Raw genomic sequence first — 21,468 nt, forward strand, 5'->3', positions numbered from 1 at the left:
CTTCGACACCGCAGCACTTTAATCGAACGGGGAACGGGCGGTTGAGGGCCGGAACGGTATGTACGGAGTGACTCCCACGGTCACCTTTGAACGGCAATCTCCGGGGATTTCCGTACCTCGGACAACGGTCACCCCACGGTGTTCTGCGGCGTCGCGGACGACGACGCGCGTGCGGTCGTCTTCCACTGCACGGCGGGCAAGGACCGCACCGGCTGGGCGAACGCCGCCCTGCTGACGGCCCTCGGCGTGCCGCGATCCACCGTGATGGCGGACTACCTGGCCTCCAACGACTACCGGGCCCAGGCGAACGCGGCGGCGCTCGCGTCGATGCCGGCCGAGCAGGCCGCGGTCTACAAGCCGCTGCTCGACGTCCGCCCCGAGTACCTCAACTCGGGATTCCAGGAGGTCTCCGAGAAGTCCGGCTCCTTCGGGGCGTACGAGAAGCAGGCCCTCGGTCTGGACGGCGAGGGTCTGCGCAAGCTGAAGCGGGATCTGCTGGCCGGCTGACGATCAGCCCGCTTTCCCGCGGCCCTGCGCCCGCCGTTCCCGGTGGCGCAGGGCCGCGGTCGTCACCGCGAGGTCGGCCACGGCCGTCACCACTCCGGGGCGGGGCGCGCCGGCGTCCTCACGGACACGTCTCCCCCGACAGGACCGGCAGCAGTTCCGGCAGGTGCCCGTCCGAGGCGGCGGCGGCCGTCACCCGCTCCTGCGGCACTTCCCCGTACAGCGTCGTACGCGGCTTCGCCGGCCGGCCCGCCAGCTCCGCGATGGCGACCAGGTCCTGGACCGAGCGGTACGAGCCGTAACTCGACCCGGCCATCCGGGAGATGGTCTCCTCCATCAGCGTGCCGCCCAGGTCGTTGGCGCCCGAGCGCAGCATCTCGGCCGCACCCTGTGTGCCGAGCTTGACCCAGCTGGTCTGGATATTGGTGATGTGCGGGTGCAGGAGGAGCCGGGCCATGGCGGTGACGGCCCGGTTGTCACGGTCGGTCGGGCCCGGCCGGGCGATGCCCGCGAGGTACACGGGGGCGTTGGTGTGGATGAACGGCAGGGTCACGAACTCCGTGAAACCACCGGTCTCCTGCTGGAGGCGGGCCAGGGTCCTCAGATGGCCGAGCCAGTGGCGGGGCTGGTCGACGTGGCCGTACATCATCGTCGACGACGATCGCAGCCCCACCTCGTGGGCGGTCCTGATGACGTCGAGCCAGGTGGCCGTCGGCAGCTTCCCCTTGGTGAGGACCCAGCGGACCTCGTCGTCGAGGATTTCGGCAGCGGTGCCGGGGATGGAGTCGAGCCCGGCCTCCTTCGCGGCGGTCAGCCAGTCCCGGACGGACATCCCGGTGCGGGTGGCGCCGTTGACGACCTCCATCGGTGAGAAGGCGTGCACATGCATGCCGGGCACGCGCTCCTTCACCGCGCGTGCGATGTCGACGTACGCGGTGCCGGGCAGGTCCGGGTGGATACCGCCCTGCATGCACACCTCGACGGCACCGACGTCCCATGCCTGTGCGGCCCGGTCGGCGACCTGGTCCAGCGACAAGGTGTACGCGTCGGCGTCCGTGCGCCGCTGGGCGAAGGCGCAGAAGCGGCAGCCGGTGTAGCAGACGTTGGTGAAGTTGATGTTCCGCGTGACGATGTAGGTGACGTCGTCACCGACCACGTCCCGCCGCAGCTGGTCGGCGATCCGGCACAGCGCGTCGAGAGCCGACCCGTCGGCGTGGAGCAGGGCGAGTGCCTCCTCGTCGGTGAGCTTCGTCGGATCGTCGGCGGCGGTGGCCAGTGCGGACTTCACGTCCGTGTCGATCCGGGACGGGACCATGCCGGGCGCGGCGGCCTCGCGCAGCGCCTCCCAGTCTCCGTACACCTCGTCGAAGTCGTCCCGGCGGTCGCCGGTGCGGCCCTCGGTGTCGATGGTGCGGTGCAGATCGGTGCGCCCGGAAGCGTTGAACCCCTCGTCGGGCTCCTGCCAGGGCAGTCCGGCCGGGATCGCTCCTTCCTTCGCGAGACCCGTCTCCGGGTCGGCGAGCGCCCGGACGTGCGGGAGGAGACGGGGGTCGAGCCACGGCTCGCCGCGCTGGATGAACTCCGGATAGATGGTGAGCCGTTCGCGGAGCGTGAAGCCCGACTCGGCGGTCCTCGCGGCCAGCTCGTCGATGTGCGGCCAGGGCCGTTCGGGGTTCACATGGTCCGGGGTGAGCGGCGAGACACCGCCCCAGTCGTCGATCCCGGCACCGATGAGCAGCGCGTACTCGGCATCGACGAGGTTCGGCGGGGCCTGGATGCGGGCGGACGGGCCGAGGATGTGGCGGGCGACGGCGACGGCCGCGGCCAGCTCCTCCAGTTCGGCGTCCGGCATTCCGCGCATCGCCGTGTCGGGCTTGGCGCGGAAGTTCTGGACGATGACCTCCTGGATGCCGTGGTAGGCGCGGGCGGTCTTGCGGAGCTCGAAGAGGGAGTCGGCGCGTTCCTCGTACGACTCACCGATCCCGATCAGGATCCCGGTGGTGAACGGGACGTTGGAACGGCCCGCGTCCTCCAGTACCCGCAGCCGCACCGCGGGCTCCTTGTCCGGGGAGCCGTGGTGCGGGCCGCCCGGCTCGGACCACAGGCGGGTCGCGGTGGTCTCCAGCATCATGCCCATGGAGGGGGCGACGGGCTTGAGCCGCTGCAGATCGGTCCAGGTCAGCACGCCGGGATTGAGGTGCGGGAGGAGTCCGGTCTCCTCCAGGACCCGGATCGCCATGGCCCGCACGTACGCCAGGGTGTCGTCGTACCCCTCGGCCTCCAGCCACTCCCGCGCTTCGGGCCAGCGGTCCTCGGGTCGGTCGCCGAGCGTGAACAGCGCTTCCTTGCAGCCCATCGCGGCGCCGTCGCGCGCGATGTCCAGCACCTCGTCGGGCGACAGGAACATCCCGTGCCCGGCCTTGCGGAGCTTGCCGGGGACGGTGACGAAGGTGCAGTAGTGGCACTTGTCGCGGCACAGCCGGGTCAGCGGGATGAAGACCTTGCGCGAGTACGTGATGACGCCCGGCCGGCCCGCGGCTTCGAGGCCTGCGTCCCGCACCCGGGCGGCGGACGCGGCGAGGTCCGTCAGGTCGTCGCCGCGCGCCTGGAGCAGGACGGCGGCCTCGGTCACATCGAGAGCGACCCCGTCACGGGCTCGTTTGAGAGCGCGCCGCATGGAGTTGGTGGTCGGGCGTCCGCGCTGAAGATCGGTCATGAACCGAGCATACGAGCGATGCGGACGAGCGGAAGGAACGCCTGCGGGGTGGCCTGGAACCCTGCCCCGCGTGACGGCCGCTCCTGTGCGGCGCGGCCTTCCCGAGGACAGGATCATGGCCGGGACCCTCGCCGACCGGACCGGCCCCGGCTCGAAGCGCGTCCGATCCCGGAAAGGGCTTACGGGCCACGGGTTCCCGTGTTTAGGTGAGGCCGCCATCAGCGGATCAAGGACGAGGTGTCATATGCGGTTCGGACCCAGGAAGTTCGCAGTCGTAGCAGCGATAGCCCTCGTGGCCGGGACCGTCGGCGGGCCGACGGCGGCCGCCGATCGGGACCACGGGCTGCCGCTCGGCCCGCGCGGCCTTCCCGAGACACGTACGGTCGAGACGCTCCAGCCCGGCGTGACCCTGACCACGATCGTCCGCGGCGAGTCCGATCCGGCCGACGGCTGGACCGTCGAGGTCGCCGTCCCCGGTGGCGGCGACGACCCCGACCCCGACGCGCCGCCCACCGCCGTCGCCGACCGGGCGCATGCGGACGCTCTCGCCGGCGCCCTGTCCGGCAAAGGGTTCGCCGCTCGCGTCGAGGACGTCACGACCCCTGCCGTGGCCGACTTCGCCGGCGGCAGCCTCGGCTTCCGGGTGCGGATCGGGCTCGACGCCGACAAGGCGGCCGCCGCCACCCTCCTCGCGCGGGTACGGGCCGCGGGTTTCACCGCCTCCGCCGTCTTCACCGGGTGGGACGGCGCCTCGACCGACCGCGGTCCGTGGCGCGTTCAGGTACTCACCGTCGACCCCGAGAAATTCCGCGGCGATCTCGTCGGCGACTTCGGGCCGGACATCGAGCGGCGCGAGACCACCAGTGTGCTCGCCCGGGCCCGGAACGCGACTGCGGGAGTCAACGCCGGGTTCTTCGTGCTCGACCCCGCCGCCGGTGCGCCCGGCGACCCGGCAGGTCTGGGTGTCTACGGCGGAAAGCTGCTGAGCGAGTCCACCAACGGCCGACCGGTGTTCACGTTCACCGCCGACGCGCGGCACGCGGGCGTCGGCCGGTACAGCTGGACCGGCAAGGTCAGCGGACGCGGCACCACGCTGACGCTCGACGGCATCAACCGCGTCCCGGGCCTCGTCCGCAACTGCGGCGGCACCCACGACGACCGGCCCACCAGCCACCCGCTCCACGACACGACCTGCACGGATCCCGACGAACTCGTCGCGTTCACCGCGGACTACGGCACCGGCACCCCGTCCGGCCCCGGCGTGGAAGCCGTCCTCGACCGGCAGGGCCGGGTGACCGAGGTCCGCGAGCCGCGCGGCGGCGCGCTTCCGGCCGGCGCCCGCTCGGTCCAGGGCACCGGCACCGAGGCCACCGCCCTCCGCGCGATGGCCGTGCCGGGTGCCCGCCTCGCCGTCAGTGGCCACCTGACCGACGGGCGGGGACGACCGGCCCGCGTCCCGCAGATGGCCGTCAACGGCGGCCCGGAGCTCGTCCGTGACGGCCGTCCCCATGTGACGCCGCAGGCCGACGGCATGGTCCGGCCCGGCGACCCGAGCTTCTACTACGGCTGGGCGGCCAAGCGGAACCCGCGCACGATCGCCGGCGTGGACGGGCACGGCCGGACCATGCTGGCCACGGTCGACGGCCGCGCGGTCGACAGCCTCGGTCTGTCCATCGCGGAGAGCGCCGCGGTGGCCGACTCCCTCGGCATGGAGAACGCCGTCAACCTGGACGGTGGCGGCTCGACGACGATGGTCGTCGACGACAAGGCGATCAACCACCCGTCCGACGCGGCGGGCGAGCGCCCGGTCGGCGACGCGATCCTGGTGCTGCCCTGACCCAGCGGCGGCCGGCGGCCACGTCACGCGTGACCGCCGCCCCCATCCGCCGTGACCGGCGCCGATCCGGCCCGACCGGCGTCAGAGGACAGAAACCGTGGCCCGGGCATCCGGCCCCATGCCGGGGCCGGATGCCCCCGTCCGGTCCGTCCGGCGCACGTCGCGCCGCAGCACTAGCGCGAGTCCCGCTCCGCCGCCTCGGCGAGGCGCTTGATGCGCGCCAAGCGCCGATCCCAGTCGGCCGCGAGCGCGGCCATCCACCGCGCCGTCGCGTCCAGCGCCTCGGGCCGCACCGCGTACCGCACCTCGCGCCCGGCCCGTCTGCCGGAAACCAGTCCGGCGGCGTCCAGGACGGCGAGATGCTTGACCACCGCCTGCCGCGAGACGGGCACTCGTTCGGCGAGCGTCGTCGCACTGACCTCGCCCTGCGCGGCGAGCAGATCAAGCAGCTGCCGTCGCATCGGGTCGGCCAGCGCGCCGAGAACGCTGTCGACCGCTTCGCCAGGGCTGCGGCGTTCGTCCGTCACACGGATGACTGTTCGGCACGCGTCTTGAGCGCGTCGAACACCTGTGGCCAGCCGCCGCTGTTGTCCTTCACCGCCTGGGTGCGCAGCTCCTCGGACCCGGCCAGCGCCTCGAAACCGCTCTCGACGACGCGGAGCCTGGTCTTGTCGCCTTCCGGGGTCAACGTGAACTCCAAGAGGGTGCTGTTGTCCTCGCGCAGCTCTTGTCCGGGGAACGCGCTGGCCCAGCGGTACGCCACGTACGTAGGTGGCTCGACCTTCTCCACGCGCACCGGGAAGTCGCCGTACTCGGCGTTCTTCGCCAGCACCGACTCGCCTTCTTCGGCCACGGTGCCACGGAGGCTCGCCGGCTCCGCCACCCAGAACCCGGGTTCGGTCACCAGCGACCAGACCCGCTCCAGCGGTGCCGCGATCAGGGTTTCGCACTCGATCCGTTGTTCGCCCATGAGGGGACTCCTTCATCGCCGCCGTTGAATGCAACCCCAGAGTTGCACATCCAACTCCCTGCCGCAATCCACGGGTTGCACTTGGCTCGACCATTCGTCCCGACACCATGGGCGGACGCGGGTCCGGTCTCACCGACCTGACGTGAAGGGGCGCCCCACCGGCGGTGGGGCGCCCCTTGTGCATACGTACCGCTACCGCTTCCCCCGTCCGGTCGGCGGGCGACCGCCTTGGTCGCGCTGCTGGTGGCCGATCGCGTACCACTGGTAGGCGTACGAGGTCCCGGCGTCCAGGCGCCGTGGCCCGCCTTGAGGGTGCGGCCCGCCTTCGCCGTGCCGGAGATCGTGGGCTTCCTGGTGGTCTTCGAGGCACTACCCGTGGCGATCTTCACCGGGGCGGTCGTCGCGGAGCCGTGGGCGTGGCCGCCAGGGATTACGGGACAGCTCTACGGTCAGAGATACTGCGCGTAGTCGTCCAGCGTGCGCAGTACCTCCGCCTCCCCTGCCGGGGGCAGCTGCAGCACCACCTCCTCGATGCCCAGCTCCGCGTAGTGCGCCAGCTTCCCCGCGCTCGGCAGCACCGCGTACGGCACCACCTGGAGCTGCTTCGGGTCGCGGCCCGCCGACTCCCAGGCCGCGCGCAGCACGGGCACCGACTCCGTGAGCCCCCGGCCGCCGATCGGCAGCCAGCCGTCCGCGTACTCCGCGATGTGGGAGAACAGCTTGGGGCCGGCCGCGCCGCCGATCAGGGTGCGCGGGCCGGACACCGGTCCGCGCGGTTCCTGGACCGGCTTCGGGTGCGCGTGGCTGGCCCGGACCGAGCCGAACTCGCCTGCGTACCCCGTGGGTTCGTCCGCCCACAGGGCGCGCATCAGCGCCATCCGGTCGCGGCCCAGCTCCCGCCGCGTCGACCAGGTCACCCCGTGGTCCGCGGCCTCCTCGACGTTCCAGCCGAAGCCGAGGCCGAGCGTGAACCGGCCGCCGGAGAGATGGTCGAGCGTGGCGATCTGCTTCGCCAGGTCGATCGGGTCGTGCTGGGCGATCAGCGTGATGCCGGTGCCGAGCGCGAGGTGTTCCGTGACCGCGGCGGCCTGGCCGAGGGCGACGAACGGGTCGAGGGTGCGGCCGTACTCGGGGGGAAGTTCGCCACCCGCCGGGTACGGGGTGTCCCTGGTCACCGGGATGTGGGTGTGTTCGGGCAGATAGAGCCCGGCGAAACCGCGCTGTTCGAGTTCGCGCGCGAGCCGTACCGGCGTGATCGTCTCGTCGGTGAGGAAGATCGTTGTGGCGATCCGCATGCGAGGGCACCTCCGTCGTCGTCTGGCCCCAACCTATGCGGTGCCGGTCAGGACGCCCAGGGCCTCCCGGGTCACGGTTCTTGTCCGTGAACCTTCTTCCGTTCGCCGTGAGTTCATGGCCCCATAGCAGGGTTCGGATCCGTCACCCTCGTCACTCACGACACCCCGGGGAGCCACTCGCATGACCGGATCGCACACCCCGCAGAACGGCCCGCTCGGCAGGCGCGGCCTGCTCGTCGGGACCGCCGCCACCGCCCTAACGTTGTCCACTGTGAGCTTCGCGCACGCCGCGCCCGGCGAGGACAACGGCAAAGGTGGCGGAACGGACCAGGCCGACCTGACGAAGACCGTGCGCGGCACCCTGCCGACCGGTTCGCCCGACTTCGTCTATCTGCCGGTCGAAGTGCCGCGCGGGGTACGGGAGATCGCCGTCTCGTACACCTACGAGAAGACGCCCGTCCCGGCCGGCACCCAGGGCAACGCCCTCGACATCGGCATCTTCGACGAGCGTGGCACGGCGCTGGGCGGGCGCGGGTTCCGTGGCTGGTCCGGCGGGGCGCGTGGCGACTTCTTCATCCGGGCGGACGAGGCGACGCCCGGTTATGTCGCGGGTCCGGTACGGGCCGGGACCTGGAACATCGCGCTGGGCCCGTACACCGTCGCGCCCGAAGGGCTCCCGTACGAGGTGACGATCACCCTCCGCTTCGGCGAGCCCGGCACCACGCCGACGCCCGGGTACCCGCCCGAGCGCGCCAAGGGCCGGGGCCGCGCCTGGTACCGCGGCGACTGCCATCTGCACTCCGTCCACTCGGACGGCAAGCGCACCCCCGCCGAGATCGCCACCGCCGCGCGCGCCGCCGGGCTCGACTTCATCAACAGCAGCGAGCACAACACCCACGCCGCACACAGCGCGTGGCAGGGCCTGTGGGGCGACGACCTGCTCATCCTGACGGGCGAGGAGATCACCACCCGCAACGGTCACGTGATCGCACTCGCCACGGACGCGGGCACCTTCGTCGACTGGCGCTACCGGGCCCGCGACAACCGCTTCGGGCACTACGCGAAGGCCGTTCGCCGGGCGGGCGGTCTGGTGGTCCCCGCCCATCCGCACGCCACCTGCATCGGCTGCCACTGGAAGTTCGGCTTCGGCGAGGCGGACGCGGTGGAGGTGTGGAACGGTCCGTACACCCCGGAGGACGAGATCGCGCTCGCCGAGTGGGACAACTCCCTCGTGGCGGCCGTCCGCGCGTCGAAGCCGTGGATCCCGGCGATGGGCAACAGCGACGCGCACCGCGAGCCGGACAAGGTGGGGCTGCCGCAGACCGTCGTCCTCGCCGAGGAGCTCTCGCGCGACGCGATCGTCGCGGGCATCCGGTCCGGGCACTCGTACATCGCCGAGTCGTCCGCCGTCAGCCTCTCCTTCGGCGCCTCGGGCGGGCGGGGCGGGCACGCGGGGATCGGTGAACGGCTGCGGGCCGACGCGGACAGCCCGGTCACGGTACGGCTGGAGGTGACCGGGGCGCCCGGCTGCACCGCCCACTTCGTCACGGACCAGGGCACGCTGTTCACCGCAGCGCTGCCGGAGTCGGGGACGGGGGTGGTGGAGTGGCGTACGACGCCGGCCTACGCCGCATATGTGCGGGCCGAGGTCCGGCACCCGGCGACGGTGCCGGGGTTGCCAGGAGCGCCGGCGGCGCTCACCAATCCCGTGTTCCTGGAGGGTTAGGGGCAGCCCCTCCTGGCTCTCGCCCTTTCGGTAGCTGGGACGATGAACCTTGTCGATCCTACGTCCCCGGTACATTCGCAGGCACAGAATCCATCGGCGGCGGCGGGGATACTCATGGGGACCTCGGCCGTGGCGAACGACTCTGGGCCGAGAGTCACCGCCTCACTCCCGGCCAGAACGTCTCCACCATCACGTGGCTCGACTACAACGCGCCGGACAGCATCGTTCCGGAGGCGACACGCGGGCAGTACGCGGACGAGGGCGGCCCACGACTCTACGACTTCCTGCAGGGGAACGGAGCTGCGCAGCAGACTGCCGACGGCACTCGCGCGCACACCACTGTCATCGGGCACAGCTATGGCAGCACGGTGGTCGGCGTCTCGGCACAGTCGGGGAATTGGAATGACCCCGAGGCCGCCAACGACTTCGTCTTTGCGGGCAGCCCCGGTGTCCAGGCGGATCACGCGGCGGACCTGGGCGTCGGAGCCGACCACGTGTGGGCAATGGGCGCCCCCTGGGACGATCAGGTGGTCCGGCAGGGCGGTCGGCTGATGGGGCTCGGTGACAACGGGGTCATTCCCACCGACGAATCCTTCGGCGGGAACATCATGGAGAGCGACTCCGGCGGCCACACCGGGTTCTTCGACGAAAGCTCTCTCAGCATACGAAACCAGGCAGCCATCATCGCCAGCCAATATGACAAGGTACAACTTGAATAGGCGAATTTCGAAATTCGGATTCATTATCGCGACGTGCGCGCTGGCGATGGCGTGCTCGAACGGAAAAGAGGCGGCGGTGAAGACACAGGACGGCGATACCGTGAAGGCGGACGTCGAGAGGACGTCCAGCCGGATTCTCGAGATCCTCGACGTCAGGGGGAAGGTCACGGAGACGGGTGCGATGACGTCGCGTTGCTCGGACTACGACTCCGACGAGGAGGTCTACCGCGCACGTCACCCCTGGAGCATCTACAAGGCCCCCTTTGCCGATATGCAAAAGGGCATGGATCGCCTGCGGGTCGAGCTCCCGAAAGACGGCTGGAAGATCATCAAGGACGGCGTGGACGCCAGCAAGGCCAAGAGTCCGCAGATCGTCGCGGAGTCCAAGGGGGGTGGATTCGCAGTCGACGTACGGTTGCACAAGGCGAGCAAAGTCGGAAACGCCCCGGACCTCCTGGAGGTCACCGTCGAATCAGCTTGCTACCGGCCGAAATAGCCCACCGTGAGGCAAGACGACCTGCCCTGCGGGCTGCCCCTAAAGCGGGTTGCATAAGGGTGTGGGTAAGGGCTGCCCCGTAGGCAGGTTGAGCTGCGGTTCGGAGCCTTGCGCCAACGGCAGGCACCACGGACGACCAGTCCGCGGACCATCACCACCTCGTTCCCGGACAGCTCCCAGCGACCCGTCGAACTGCCGCATCCGCAACCCGGTGAACGTCTCCACCCACAACGGCTCAGCACTCGATACCGCACCCCTGCAAGGGAATTGCCCGGTCCAAGCCCTTCCGCAACACGCTTCAGGACACCGGCGCGGGGACGGTCCGCTTCGGGACAGGTGGTGGGAGAGTCCGAAGCCGTCGCGTGCAGGCTCGTCGTTGCACGACCGAGAGGCTCGCGACCAGTGCGCCCAGCACCAGCCATCCCGCCGGCCCGGCAGCCATCACCGCCCCGGTCAGCAGCGGTGGCCCGGCGGACTTCTGGATGGACTGGGACATCCCCGCCACCCCCAGATACGCGGCGCGGGCGTCCTGGGGCGCGAGGAGGACCGCCAGCTCCCAGGAACTCACCGAGCGCATCAGTTCCGCGAGTGTGACCACCAGCGCCGCGGCGAGCAGCCCGGCAGTGGCCACCCAGGTCCCGCCCCGGGTGGCCGCTGCCAGGAACGCACAGCACACGAACATCATGGCCCCGTACAGCAGCACCGCCCGGGTGGCCCGGCGCGGACCCTCGGCCCGCGCCGACACGCTGATCTGCAGCACCACGACCGTCACGGTGTTGATGATCAGGAAGGCCGGGGCGAGGGCGTGAGGTGCCGAGGTGCGGTTCACCAGCCACAGCGGCAGGCCGACGTTGAGGATGGAGTCGTCGAGGCTCATCGGGATGTCCAGCAGCACGAAGGTGAGATAGCCACGGTCCCGCCACGGGTTGCCCCTGCGGACGGGCGGCTGCTTCCCGGCCGGGGCCCCGACGCCGTCGGACCGTGCCACCTCGACGGCCTTGTCCCGCGGCTCGCTCGTGCGCCACACCAGCGCCGCGGCGACGACGAAGGACAGCGCGTTGCCCAGGATCAGGGCCCGGTAGGCGTCGCTGGTCCCCACGGCCAGGCCGATGGCCGCAATCCCCGCTCCCAGGGCGTATCCCCCGTTGGCCACGCTGCGGGACAGCGCCTGGTAGGCCGCGCGCCGCTCGCCCGCCGTCCTGGTGGCGAACAGCATCTCCAGCATCTTCGCCGCCCTGTCGCCGAGGTAGGTGACGGCGATGACGGGCAGCAGTGCCTCGAAGCCGCTGCACACCAGCACCAGGACGAGCGTCACCAGACGGAGCAGGTGGCAGCCGATCAGCAGCGGGCGCACCGGGAACCGGCCGGCCAGACGTCCCGCCAGCGGTGAGCCGGCGATGCCCGCCACTCCGGCCACACCCAGCAGGACGCCGATCTGCTGGGCGCTCAGGTGCGTCACGAAGGTGAGATACAGGACCGAGGACGCGGCCCACAGCCCCGAGCCGGTCCGGTCCAGGGCGAGCGCGAGCAGCATGACGCGCGCGTTGCGACCGCCCGGCGGATTGCGCAGCCGGGCCGGCAGACCCTGCCGGCCCTTCCGGGTCTCCGGTTCCCCGCTCCCGTTGCCGTGCCGCATCGGATGCCCCCTCGGATATGTCTCGACATCAAGCGATCAACGAGCCAAGAGAGGAGCCTGCGGGAGAGCCATCTCGATGTCAAGATACTTGACGTCAACACACCTGCACCGGCCCACCCCGTCCCTGTGCGCTTCGGCGACGGGCGCGACACAGTGGAAGGGGGACACCGGGCGGGGCTGCCGGGAGGAGGTGTCCGGACATGACCGGTGAAAACGACGACCGGCTCCGGGACTACCGCGGCAAACGGCACTTCGACGCGACCGAGGAGCCACGCGGCAACACCGGACGGACGGGTGCGGCGCCCTGCTTCGTCGTCCAGATCCACCAGGCGCGGCGCATGCACTTCGACTTCCGCCTGGAGGTCGACGGCGTACTGAAGTCGTGGGCGGTGCCGCGCGGCCCTTCGGAGAACCCGCGCGAGAAGCGGCTGGCCGTCCCCACGGAGGACCACCCGCTGGAGTACCGCACGTTCGAGGGGGTCATCTCGAAGGGCGAGTACGGCGGCGGCACGGTGATCGTCTGGGACCAGGGCACCTACCGGCCGCTCAGTCACGACCGCTGGGGCGCACCCGTGCCGTTCGAACAGTCCCTGGAGGACGGGCACGCCACCTTCTGGCTCGACGGCACCAAGCTGCACGGCGAGTTCGCCCTCACCCGCTTCAAGGGCGGCGGTGAGAGCGATGCCCCGGGCGAGGAGATATGGCTGCTGATCAAGGCCAGGGACGGGCGCGCCACCCATGACGGGCCCGGCACGCCCGACCCCTACCGGGCACGTTCGGCCCGTACGGGGCGCACCCTGCAGCAGGTCACCGCCGAGGAAGGGGGCGGACCTTCATGACCGCCCGCAGGACCATGGAGATCCTTCTCAGCCGCTACGGCACCACCTATGCCGCCGAGGCCGGCATCCAGCTGCGGGACACACCGCAGCCGCTGTACCAGCTCCTCGTGCTCAGCGATCTGCTGAGCGCCCGCATCCGAGCTTCCGTGGCGGTGGCGGCGGCACGCGCACTGTTCGCCCACGGCATGCGGTCCCCGGACCGGATGATCGGGGCGACCCGGCAGCAGCGCGTCGACGCGCTGGGCGAGGGCGGCTACCAGCGCTACGACGAACGCACCGCCACCCAGCTCGGCGACGGTGCACAGCTCCTGCTGGTCGAGTACGGGGGAGATCTGCGGCGGCTGCGCAAGGAGGCCGACGGCGACCTGGACATCCTGCGGGGCGGACTGCGCAGAACCCCGGGCATGGGCCCGGCCGGTGCGGACATCTTCGTGCGCGAAGTGCAGGCCGTGTGGCCGGAGACGGCACCGTTCCTGGACGCCAAGGCTCTTCAGGGCGCCGAGAAACTGGGGCTGCCCACCGCGCCGGAAGAGCTCGCGCGGCTGGCGGAGCAGGCCGACGACCGCGGGCCGGCCGTGCTCGCGGCGGCTCTGGTGCGCGCCGCGCTGGACAAGCACGTCGTCGAGGACGTCGGAGCGCCGGCCTGAGGGGGCGGCCGTCGGCGCGGGCCTGGCACCGGTTTCCGGCGGGGTGGGCCGACCCGCACGGCCCATCGGCCCCCTGCGCCCCTACGCTCCCGCGACAGCCCTCCGGCTCAGGAATGCCAGCCGGGCCCGCTTCTCCGGCTTGTCGATCTCCGGGCCCAGCTCGAAGCCGGCCCGGACCATCCTCGCGACCCCCTTCGCGTTGCGGGCGTCGGGCTCGACGACGATCCGCAGATGGGCGGGGTCGCTGAAGACGTAGTCGATGAGTACGGAGAGCAGCGCACCGGTGAAGCCCGCCACGGGTCCGCCGGCGCCGGCGGGACCGATCAGCAGGTGGACACCGTGGTCCCCGGGCTGGACGTCGTAGCACTCGCCGAGCGGGTCGGCGTCCGGCTCGTACGTCTGGAAGAGCGCGACCGGGACACCGCCGCGGTACGCGAGACAGGCGTGATGCGTGGTGAGCGAGTCCAGGAACTCGTAGGTCTCCAGGACCTGTTCGCGGCTGTACCCGCCCATGCCCCAGAAGCGGGCGCGGTCCTCGGTGACCCAGGCGTGGAGCACGTCGAGGTCGCGGGCCGGATCGACGGGGACGAGGGACACGGTGCCGAATCCGTCGACCTCTCGTTCGAACACGGCCGACTCGGTTCTCGCCCGGGGGCCTGTCTCGGCACTCACGTCACATCTCCCTCTTCTCGGTGCAGCAGATTCCAGTCCGTGACGACGGGGACGAGCTCCCCCCGTACCCACAGCGGAAGTTGATCACGCCGGTGCGCGCCCCCCGCGACACCGGACGCCCCGAACGGGACCACCCAGAGGCTGTCCTCGCGCCGCGCCAGGTCCCATACGTAGCGGGCGGCGGGGCCGCGGGCGCTGCGATCGGTGACGCCGGGGACGCTGGACGTGGACAGCACACAGTCGTGGTCGCCCGCGAGCCCCGGCAGGCTCTCGTCGGAGTCGGTGCCGGGCAGCGCCTGCCAGGGCGCGAGCCGGTGCAACTCACCCCAGGGACATGTCACTTCCGCGCCCGCGACGCGCACCATCGCGCCCGCGACCACCGCCACCCGGTCCGCGTGCGTCAGCGGCCCGTCCTCCCCCGTCAGCAGTCCCTCCAGGGCGTAAGCGATCCTCGGCACCGTCGCCAGCCACGGGCGGAACAGTTCCGGGTACGGATCCGAGTGCGCCGAACCGTGCAGCGGAGCGAGGGCCGGGTGGGCCGCCAGCCGGTGCACGACCTCGGCGCGCAGCACCGCGTACAGCGTGGCGTCCGTGCTGTCGGCGTCCATCCTCCGGTCCCAGCGCAGCAGCCGGTCGCGCTGTCGTACGGCCTCCGGGCCGTCGAGCTCCGGCACCTCTTCCAGCAGCCTCAACAGGGGTCCGGCGGAGGCGAGATGGGTGTCCATGTGGAGGGCCGCCATGTCCTTGGCGGTCCAGCGGGCGGACTCGTCGAGCAGTTCCTGAATCCGGTCGGCGCGGTGCGGGGGCGCGAACTCGACGCCGAGCGGGGCGGCGATCCCGCGCTGGTTGGCCATCACCGCCGTGCCGTGGACGTCCGCGCGCACCATCGGCGCGCGGCGGGCCTGCCAGGCGTACGCGGCCTCCCAGGCGGGCACGGTGCGCAGCCGGTTCGCTTGCGGGCGCATGGGTACGTGCCCGGCGACCCGGTGCAGCGTCGCACCCGTCGTGTCCGCCGCCAGGACCACGTTGACTGGCTCCACCCAGCGGTCCAGGGCGAGGTCGAGGTCGGCGACCGAGCGGGCGCGGAGCAGTGCGGGCAGGACGTCGAAGCCGAGTTCGCCGGTGACGCGGGGCGGGTGGCGGAGGCTGACGGCTTCCTCGCCGGTGTCCGGTCCGCCGCTGATCACCGGCCCGCGGCCGGTCTCGAGGACCTCGACGGTCACGGTGGCGGCACCCGCCACCTCGATGGTCTCGATGTGGGAAGCGGCGGTCTCCCAGCCGTCGGGACCGAGCGCCTGCACCCCACCAGCCGGCGTACGCCGCAGCCGTTCCCGGTAGAGGTCCTGGTAGTCGGCCATGGCATTGGTGATCGCCCAGGCGACGTCCCCCGTGTGCCCGAAGTGCGCGATGCCGGGAACGCCGGGGACGGCGAGGCCCACCACGTCGAACTCGGGGCAGGCGAGCCGGATCTGCTGGTAGACGCCGGGGTCCTCGATGAACCGGTGCGGGTCGCCCGCGATGATCGGCGCCCCGGTCGCGGTGCGCTCGGCGGCGACGAGCCAGCCGTTGCTGCCGGAGGTGCCGGGACCGTCGGTGGCGAAGAGTTCGATCGCGTCGTCGCCCAGCCGGCGGGCGACCTCCTCGCGCCAGAGCTTGGTGGGGAAGCCCGCGAACAGGATGTGGGTGGCGAGCCAGACGCCCAGCGGGGTCCACGGCTGCCAGGTGCCCGGGGCGAGCCCGGCGGCGGCGAACTCGGGTGCCCCTCCCGCCCCTTCGCCCAGTCCCGCGTTGACGCCGTCGACGTACGCCCGCACCCAGTCGGCGGTCTCCGGAGCGAGACGCTCGAAGCAGCGACGGGCGGTGTCGTCCAGTCGGGCCCGGCGGGCGAACCGGTCCCACTCCACGGCCTCCGCGCCGAGGAAGGCGGCCGTCGTGCCCTGCACCCGGTGGCGTTCGACCTCGATCTGCCAGGCGCGGTCCAGGGCGGCGTTGCGCCCCTGGGCATGGGCGAGTTCGCGGGCACCGGCCGCCCGCAGATGGGGTATGCCCCAGTCGTCCCGGTAGACCCCGTTGCGCATGCCGTTCCCGCCCTCCTTCGACTCCCCAGCCCCCATAATTTAGGTTAGCCTAACCTAAAAGACGAGATGGTTCTCTGGGGAGGAGACAGCTGTGGGGCATGGCTGGGCCACGTACGTATGCAAGGAACTGGCCGTCGCCAAGGAGCGGGTGAACGCGCTGGGTTACTGGCGCACGGCCGCCTGAGCGCCGCCCGCACCGCCTCGCGCCGCTACCGCCGCGGGCGGCCGCTCAGTCCTCGACGACCAGCGCGGGAGTCTCCTTCGTCAGCACGTCTCCGCGGAAGAACGCAGGGCTCCTGCGCTGCATCACCAGCATCAGGACCACACCTAGCAGCAGCAGCCCGACGCCGATCACGAACACCGAGCCGACGCCGAGCACCGACGAGCCGGAGCCGTAGGCCGGGTCCCACATGTCGTAGAGGGTCTTGGAGAACACCGCGGTGAGCAGGATGCCGCCGACCGCCGGGAAGAGGCCCTTGAGGACCAGGTCCCGGGCGGAACGGGTGAGTTCGGCGCGGAAGTACCAGGCGCAGGCGAAGGCCGTCAGCGCGTAGTAGAAGCAGATCATGAGGCCCAGCGCGTAGATCGTGTCGACCAGGACGTGCTCGCTGACCAGGGTCATGACGGTGTAGAAGACACCGGTGGCGACACCCGCCGTGACGGTTGCCTTCCCCGGGGTCCTGAAGCGCGGGTGGACGCGGGCGTACGAGGCGGGCAGCGCCTCGTACGTGGACATCGCCAGCACCGTGCGGGCCACCGGGATGAACGTGGTCTGCAGGCTCGCGGCAGCCGAGGCGAGGACGGCGACGAAGAGCAGGATGCCGAGGCCGGGGCCCATGACCGGGCCCGCGAGCGCGGCGAAGACGTTGTCGGAGGTGTCCGGGTCGGCCAGGCCGGGACCGGTGGTACCGGAGCCGACTGCCATCTGGGCGGCGACCGCGGTGGCGAGATAGGAACTCACCAGGACGACCATGGCGATGAGGGCGGCACGCCCCGGCGTCCTCTCGCTGCCGGTCGTCTCCTCATTGGCGGTCAGGCAGGTGTCCCAGCCCCAGAACATGAAGATCGACAGCGACAGACCCGCGGTGAAGGCCGCGAAGGACTTCACGGCGAACGGGTTCAGCCACGACCACGAGAAGCCGGCCGACGTCGCGAGGTCGCCGCTCGTTCCCTTCTGTACCGCCATCGCCACGAACAGGGCGAGGACCAAGAGTTGGAGTCCCACCAGCGCGTACTGGAGGCCCTTCGTGGTGGTCATCCCCCGGTAGCTGATCGCGGTGGCGGCCGCGATCAGGAGGAGACAGGTGAGGATGTGGACGGGCTTGCTGTCGTCCAGCGCGGCGATCGGACCACTGCCGGTGATCTCGCCGGCGAGCAGCCAGAAGTACGAGGTCGCCACGCCTGCCAGGTTCGACAGGACGATGATCGTCGCGATGACCAGGCCCCAGCCGCACATCCAGCCGATGCGCGGGCCGAACGCCTTCACCGTCCAGGTGAAGGAGGTGCCGCAGTCCGGCATGACCTTGTTGAGTTCGCGGTACGCAAACGCGACCAGCAGCATCGGCAGGAAGCCGGCCAGGAAGACAGCGGGCATCTGGACGCCGACCTCGCCCGCGGTGGAACCGAGGGTGGACGTCAGGCAGTAGACGGGCGCGACGGTCGAGATGCCGATGACGGCACTGCCCATCAGGCCGACGGAGTTCCCGCCGAGGCCCTTGCCGCGTACACCGCCGTCGGCCGGGGCGGTGCCGCGTACCGCCTCTCCGGCCCGGGGCCGCGCGTCCAGCTGAGTCATACAGGGGACGTTATGCGCTGCGATATCCACATCCGGAGGACTGCACTCTGAGACCCACCTCTTGGATCATCACCCGAATTACAGCTGTGACTCAATGAATTGAAGGCAAATCGAGCACTACACCTACCAATAGAGGGTCGACTCTCGATCAGAATCCCGTGCGAGAACCGCAGCACCGTCCGCTTTGTGCCGTTTCAAAATTTTCCCGCGCCTGTCCGCATAGCGGACGGCCTGCGCCGCGGCGGTGCTCAGCCGGGCCACACGATCGCCTGCAGTTCGCTGTACGCGTGCAGCGCGTACGAGCCGACGTCCCGCCCGACGCCGCTCCTCTTGAACCCGCCGAACGGCGCCTCCATGTTCCGGCCGATCGTGTTCACCCCGACGCCGCCGGCGCGCAGCCGCCGCGCCACCCGGAAGGCCCGGGCGACGTCCCCGGACCACACGTAGTCGATCAGTCCGTAGTCGCTGTCGTTGGCGAGTGCGATGCCTTCCTCCTCGTCGTCGAAGGGGACGACCACGACGACCGGGCCGAAGATCTCCTCACGGACGACCCGCATGTCGTTGGTGCAGTCGGCGAGGAGCGTCGGCGTGACGTAGAAGCCGCGGTCGACGTGGGAGGGCCGCCGGCCGCCGGTGACCACCCGCGCGCCCTCCTTCCGGCCGAGCTCGATGTACGACTCGATGTGGTCGCGGTGGGCCGCGGAGATGACCGGCCCGACGACCGTGCCCGGCGCCGCCGGGTCGCCGACCGTCAGACGACCCGCATACGCGAGAAGCTTCTCGACCAGCGCGTCATGGCTGCCGCGCTGGACGAGGACACGCGTCGGAGCCGTACAGATCTGCCCGCTGTAGAAGGAGAACGTCGTGCCGATGCCCGCCACCGCCGCGTCCAGGTCGGCGTCGTCGAGGACGACCGCGGCGCCCTTGCCGCCCAGCTCCATCAGCTGCCGCTTCATCCCTCGCCCGCACACCTCGGCGATGCGCTGCCCGACGGGCGTGGAGCCGGTGAAGCTGACCATGTCGACGTGCGGCGAGTCGACGGCCGCCTCGCCGGCCTCGGGGCCCGAACCCGTGACGACGTTGACGACGCCCGGCGGGACGCCCGCCTCGGCGAGGGCCTCGGCCATCCGGTAGACGGAGAGCGGGTCCTGCGGGGCCGGCTTCACGACGACCGTGTTGCCCATGGCGAGCGCGGGCGCGACCTTGCCGGCCGGGTTGGCCCACGGATTGTTGTACGAGGTGATGCAGGTGACGACGCCGACCGGCTGACGTACGGCTACCGCGCCGAAGACACCGGCCCGGCCCATCGGACCGGCCTCGTTGATCTGTGGCGCGATCGCCTCCTCCAGCGGCTCCAGGGCGCCCTTCGCGTACCGCCGGAAGCGGGCCGCACCGACGGCGACCTGCATGGACCGCGCCGTTGCCGTCGTCGCGCCGCTCTCCGCCCGGGCGAGTGCGGCGTTGGCGGCGAAGTCGCGGTTCATCAGGTCGGCGGCGCGGTCGAGGATCACGGCCCGCTCCTCGGGGCGGGTGCGGGACCAGGCGGGGAAGGCCTCGTGGGCCGCGGCGGCCGCCGCGTACACCTGTTCGCGGCTCGCCTCGGGTGCGAGACCGACGACCTGCTCCGTGGCCGGGTTGATCACCTCGTAGTGGCCGTGGTCGGGTTCGGTCCACTCTCCGCCGATGAAGAGGCGCTGGGGTGCGTTGGTCATCGGGTACTCACCGTCCGGGTGTCACGGCCGGAGCGGAGCACCGTACCGGGAACCGCGCCGGTCACCTTGTCGTCGCGCAGCGTCTCGACGCCGTTGACGCGGACCGACACGATGCCGATGGCCTTGGAGTCGAGGCGTGGACTGTCGCCGGGCAGATCGTGGACGAGGGTGGCGGGCCCGGCGTCGATGCGCTCGGGGTCGAAGAGGACGAGGTCGGCGTGGAAGCCTTCCTGGATCCTGCCCCGGTCGAGCAGCCCGAAGAGCTGGGCGGGGTCGTCGGTGAGCATCTTGACGGCCTGTTCGAGGGGGACGAGTTTCCGGCCGCGCAGGCAGTCACCGAGGAAGCGGGTGGTGTACGGCGCGCCGCACATCCGGTCCAGATGGGCGCCCGCGTCGGAACCGCCGAGCAGGACGTCCTCGTGCTGCCAGGTCTGCCGGCGCAGCGTCCAGGAGTCCGGGTCGTTGTCGGTGGGCATGGGCCACAGCACCGTACGCAGCTCGTCGGCGGCGCAGATCTCGACGAGGCAGTGGAACGGCTCCTGGCCGCGCTCGGCGGCGATGTCGCGTACGACGCGCCCGCTGAGGCCCTCGTTCGCCGCGCTGTACGTGTCGCCGATGACGTACCGGCCGAAGTCGGCGAGGCGCCGGAAGACACCGGCCTCCTTGCTGTCGGCGCGGCGGAGCATATCGGCGCGGGTGGAGGCGTCGCGGAGCCGCTCGATCCGTTCGGGGACGGGGAGGGAGAGGACCTCGCCCCAGCCGGGGATGAGGTTGAGGGCGCAGAAGGTGCCGAGCGACATGTTCATGGGGGTGAGGATCGGCATGGTGAGGGCGACGATCCGGCCGCCCGCCCGGCGGGCGCGCTCGCTGGGGACGAGCTGGCGCGGTACGCGTTCGGGGACGGCGGCGTCGATGGTGAGGACGTTCCAGTTGAGGGGGCGGCCGGCGGTGGCGGTCATGTCGACGAGGAGTTCGATCTCGTCGTCGGAGAACTGGTCGAGGCAGCCCGCCACGATCGCTTCGAGCTGGGTGCCCTCGTGTTCGCCGACGGCGCGGGAGAGAGCGAGGAGCTCTTCGGGCAGCGCGTGCCGGGAGGCCACGGGCTTGCCGTCGCCGTCGGAGTGGGTGGCGGACTGAGTGGTGGAGAGCCCCCAGGCCCCGGCGTCCATGGCGTCGTGGAGGAGTCGCAGCATCGCGTCGAGCTGGGCGGGTCCGGGCTGTCCGCCGACCGCGTCGGCGCCCATGACGTGCCGGCGCAGGGCGCAGTGGCCGACCATGAACCCGGCGTTGACGGCGATCCGCCCTTCGAGGGCGTCGAGGTACTCACGGAAGGTGGACCAGGACCAGTCGACGCCTTCCTCCAGGGCCTTGAGGGCCATCCCTTCGACCTTGGACATCATGCGGCGGGTGTAGTCGGCGTCGTCGGGCCGGTCGGGGTGGAGCGGGGCGAGGGTGAACCCGCAGTTGCCACCGGCGACGGTGGTGACGCCGTGGTTCATGGACGGGGTGGCGTACGGGTCCCAGAAGAGCTGGGCGTCGTAGTGGGTGTGGGGGTCGACGAAGCCGGGGGCGAGCACGAGTCCGGTGGCGTCCTCCGAGGTCACGGCCTCCTCGGTGAGGGTGCCGGGCTCGGCGATGACGGCGATGCGGCCGTCGCGGACACCGAGGTCGGCGACGTACGAGGGAGCACCGGTGCCGTCCACGACGGTCGCTCCGCGGATGAGGTGGTCGAGCATGTCGGGTTCCCTTCTGATCTGTACGGGATGCAGCCGGGGTGCGTACGACCGCGGTACGCACCCCGGCTCGCGGAGCGGCGGTCCGGGAAG

Annotated in this window: 15 protein-coding genes and 2 pseudogenes; 7 read left to right on the forward strand and 10 right to left on the reverse strand. The window is 71.3% G+C overall.

Going from position 1 to position 21,468, the window contains the following annotated elements:
* Nucleotides 1-138 precede the first annotated feature (138 nt).
* On the forward strand, nucleotides 139-507 hold the full coding sequence (locus ACFYP5_RS20265; protein WP_389037675.1) for a tyrosine-protein phosphatase: 369 nt from the start codon (nucleotides 139-141) through the stop codon (nucleotides 505-507).
* 118 nt (nucleotides 508-625) lie between these two features.
* Here ACFYP5_RS20265 and ACFYP5_RS20270 read toward each other — a convergent pair whose 3' ends face one another.
* On the reverse strand, nucleotides 626-3,220 hold the full coding sequence (locus ACFYP5_RS20270; protein ID WP_389037678.1) for a bifunctional FO biosynthesis protein CofGH: 2,595 nt from the start codon (nucleotides 3,218-3,220) through the stop codon (nucleotides 626-628).
* Between the two features lie 244 nt (nucleotides 3,221-3,464).
* Between ACFYP5_RS20270 and ACFYP5_RS20275 the strand changes: the two genes are divergently transcribed.
* Nucleotides 3,465-5,057, forward strand: a complete 1,593-nt coding sequence (locus ACFYP5_RS20275; RefSeq protein WP_389037681.1) for a phosphodiester glycosidase family protein — start codon at nucleotides 3,465-3,467, stop codon at nucleotides 5,055-5,057.
* A gap of 173 nt (nucleotides 5,058-5,230) precedes the next feature.
* Here ACFYP5_RS20275 and ACFYP5_RS20280 read toward each other — a convergent pair whose 3' ends face one another.
* The 3 genes from ACFYP5_RS20280 to ACFYP5_RS20290 all read right to left on the reverse strand — a co-directional run bounded on the left by ACFYP5_RS20280 (nucleotide 5,231) and on the right by ACFYP5_RS20290 (nucleotide 7,322).
* Nucleotides 5,231-5,584, reverse strand: coding sequence for an ArsR/SmtB family transcription factor (locus ACFYP5_RS20280; RefSeq protein WP_389037684.1), 354 nt, complete (start codon nucleotides 5,582-5,584; stop codon nucleotides 5,231-5,233).
* Nucleotides 5,581-6,027: an SRPBCC domain-containing protein gene (locus ACFYP5_RS20285; RefSeq protein WP_389037686.1), complete on the reverse strand. Its 447-nt coding sequence runs from the start codon at nucleotides 6,025-6,027 to the stop codon at nucleotides 5,581-5,583. Before ACFYP5_RS20285 ends, ACFYP5_RS20280 begins: the two co-directional genes overlap by 4 nt.
* A 449-nt stretch (nucleotides 6,028-6,476) precedes the next feature.
* A complete protein-coding gene (locus ACFYP5_RS20290; RefSeq protein ID WP_389037689.1) occupies nucleotides 6,477-7,322 on the reverse strand; it encodes an LLM class F420-dependent oxidoreductase in 846 nt (281 codons plus the stop codon).
* Between the two features lie 181 nt (nucleotides 7,323-7,503).
* On the opposite strand from ACFYP5_RS20290, the gene ACFYP5_RS20295 reads away from it, so the two are divergent.
* The 3 genes from ACFYP5_RS20295 (at nucleotide 7,504) to ACFYP5_RS20305 (ending at nucleotide 10,263) form a co-directional block, all read left to right on the forward strand.
* Nucleotides 7,504-9,048 carry a CehA/McbA family metallohydrolase gene (locus tag ACFYP5_RS20295; RefSeq protein WP_389037691.1) on the forward strand — a complete coding sequence of 515 codons (1,545 nt, stop codon included), beginning with the start codon at nucleotides 7,504-7,506 and terminating at the stop codon, nucleotides 9,046-9,048.
* 92 nt (nucleotides 9,049-9,140) lie between these two features.
* Nucleotides 9,141-9,767, forward strand: coding sequence for an alpha/beta hydrolase (locus ACFYP5_RS20300; RefSeq protein WP_389037924.1), 627 nt, complete (start codon nucleotides 9,141-9,143; stop codon nucleotides 9,765-9,767).
* Nucleotides 9,745-10,263: a hypothetical protein gene (locus ACFYP5_RS20305; RefSeq protein ID WP_389037694.1), complete on the forward strand. Its 519-nt coding sequence runs from the start codon at nucleotides 9,745-9,747 to the stop codon at nucleotides 10,261-10,263. The genes ACFYP5_RS20300 and ACFYP5_RS20305 overlap by 23 nt, the downstream gene beginning before the upstream one ends.
* 108 nt (nucleotides 10,264-10,371) lie before the next feature.
* On the opposite strand, the pseudogene ACFYP5_RS20310 reads toward ACFYP5_RS20305, so the two are convergent.
* Both ACFYP5_RS20310 and ACFYP5_RS20315 read right to left on the reverse strand, forming a co-directional pair.
* Nucleotides 10,372-10,494, reverse strand: a pseudogene (locus ACFYP5_RS20310) (IS5/IS1182 family transposase); the annotation flags it as partial.
* 67 nt (nucleotides 10,495-10,561) lie between these two features.
* The gene (locus tag ACFYP5_RS20315; RefSeq protein WP_389037696.1) at nucleotides 10,562-11,899 is read right to left on the reverse strand and encodes an MFS transporter; all 1,338 of its coding nucleotides are present in this window, start codon (nucleotides 11,897-11,899) and stop codon (nucleotides 10,562-10,564) included.
* A gap of 200 nt (nucleotides 11,900-12,099) precedes the next feature.
* Here ACFYP5_RS20315 and ACFYP5_RS20320 point away from each other — a divergent pair, with 200 nt between their 5' ends.
* Nucleotides 12,100-12,738, forward strand: a complete 639-nt coding sequence (locus ACFYP5_RS20320; protein WP_389037699.1) for a DNA polymerase ligase N-terminal domain-containing protein — start codon at nucleotides 12,100-12,102, stop codon at nucleotides 12,736-12,738.
* Nucleotides 12,735-13,385: an endonuclease gene (locus ACFYP5_RS20325; protein ID WP_389037702.1), complete on the forward strand. Its 651-nt coding sequence runs from the start codon at nucleotides 12,735-12,737 to the stop codon at nucleotides 13,383-13,385. Before ACFYP5_RS20320 ends, ACFYP5_RS20325 begins: the two co-directional genes overlap by 4 nt.
* Before the next feature lie 81 nt (nucleotides 13,386-13,466).
* Here ACFYP5_RS20325 and ACFYP5_RS20330 read toward each other — a convergent pair.
* The 4 genes and pseudogenes from ACFYP5_RS20330 to ACFYP5_RS20345 form a co-directional block, all read right to left on the reverse strand.
* Nucleotides 13,467-16,171 (reverse strand): annotated as a pseudogene (locus ACFYP5_RS20330) (GNAT family N-acetyltransferase).
* Between the two features lie 193 nt (nucleotides 16,172-16,364).
* Nucleotides 16,365-17,930: an APC family permease gene (locus ACFYP5_RS20335; protein ID WP_389037705.1), complete on the reverse strand. Its 1,566-nt coding sequence runs from the start codon at nucleotides 17,928-17,930 to the stop codon at nucleotides 16,365-16,367.
* Between the two features lie 248 nt (nucleotides 17,931-18,178).
* Nucleotides 18,179-19,642, reverse strand: a complete 1,464-nt coding sequence (locus ACFYP5_RS20340) for an aldehyde dehydrogenase family protein (protein WP_389037708.1) — start codon at nucleotides 19,640-19,642, stop codon at nucleotides 18,179-18,181.
* On the reverse strand, nucleotides 19,639-21,378 hold the full coding sequence (locus tag ACFYP5_RS20345) for an amidohydrolase family protein (protein ID WP_389037710.1): 1,740 nt from the start codon (nucleotides 21,376-21,378) through the stop codon (nucleotides 19,639-19,641). The genes ACFYP5_RS20340 and ACFYP5_RS20345 overlap by 4 nt, the downstream gene beginning before the upstream one ends.
* Nucleotides 21,379-21,468: the final 90 nt, after the last annotated feature.

The organism is Streptomyces sp. NPDC005262, from assembly GCF_042872425.1.
GTDB lineage: Bacteria > Actinomycetota > Actinomycetes > Streptomycetales > Streptomycetaceae > Streptomyces.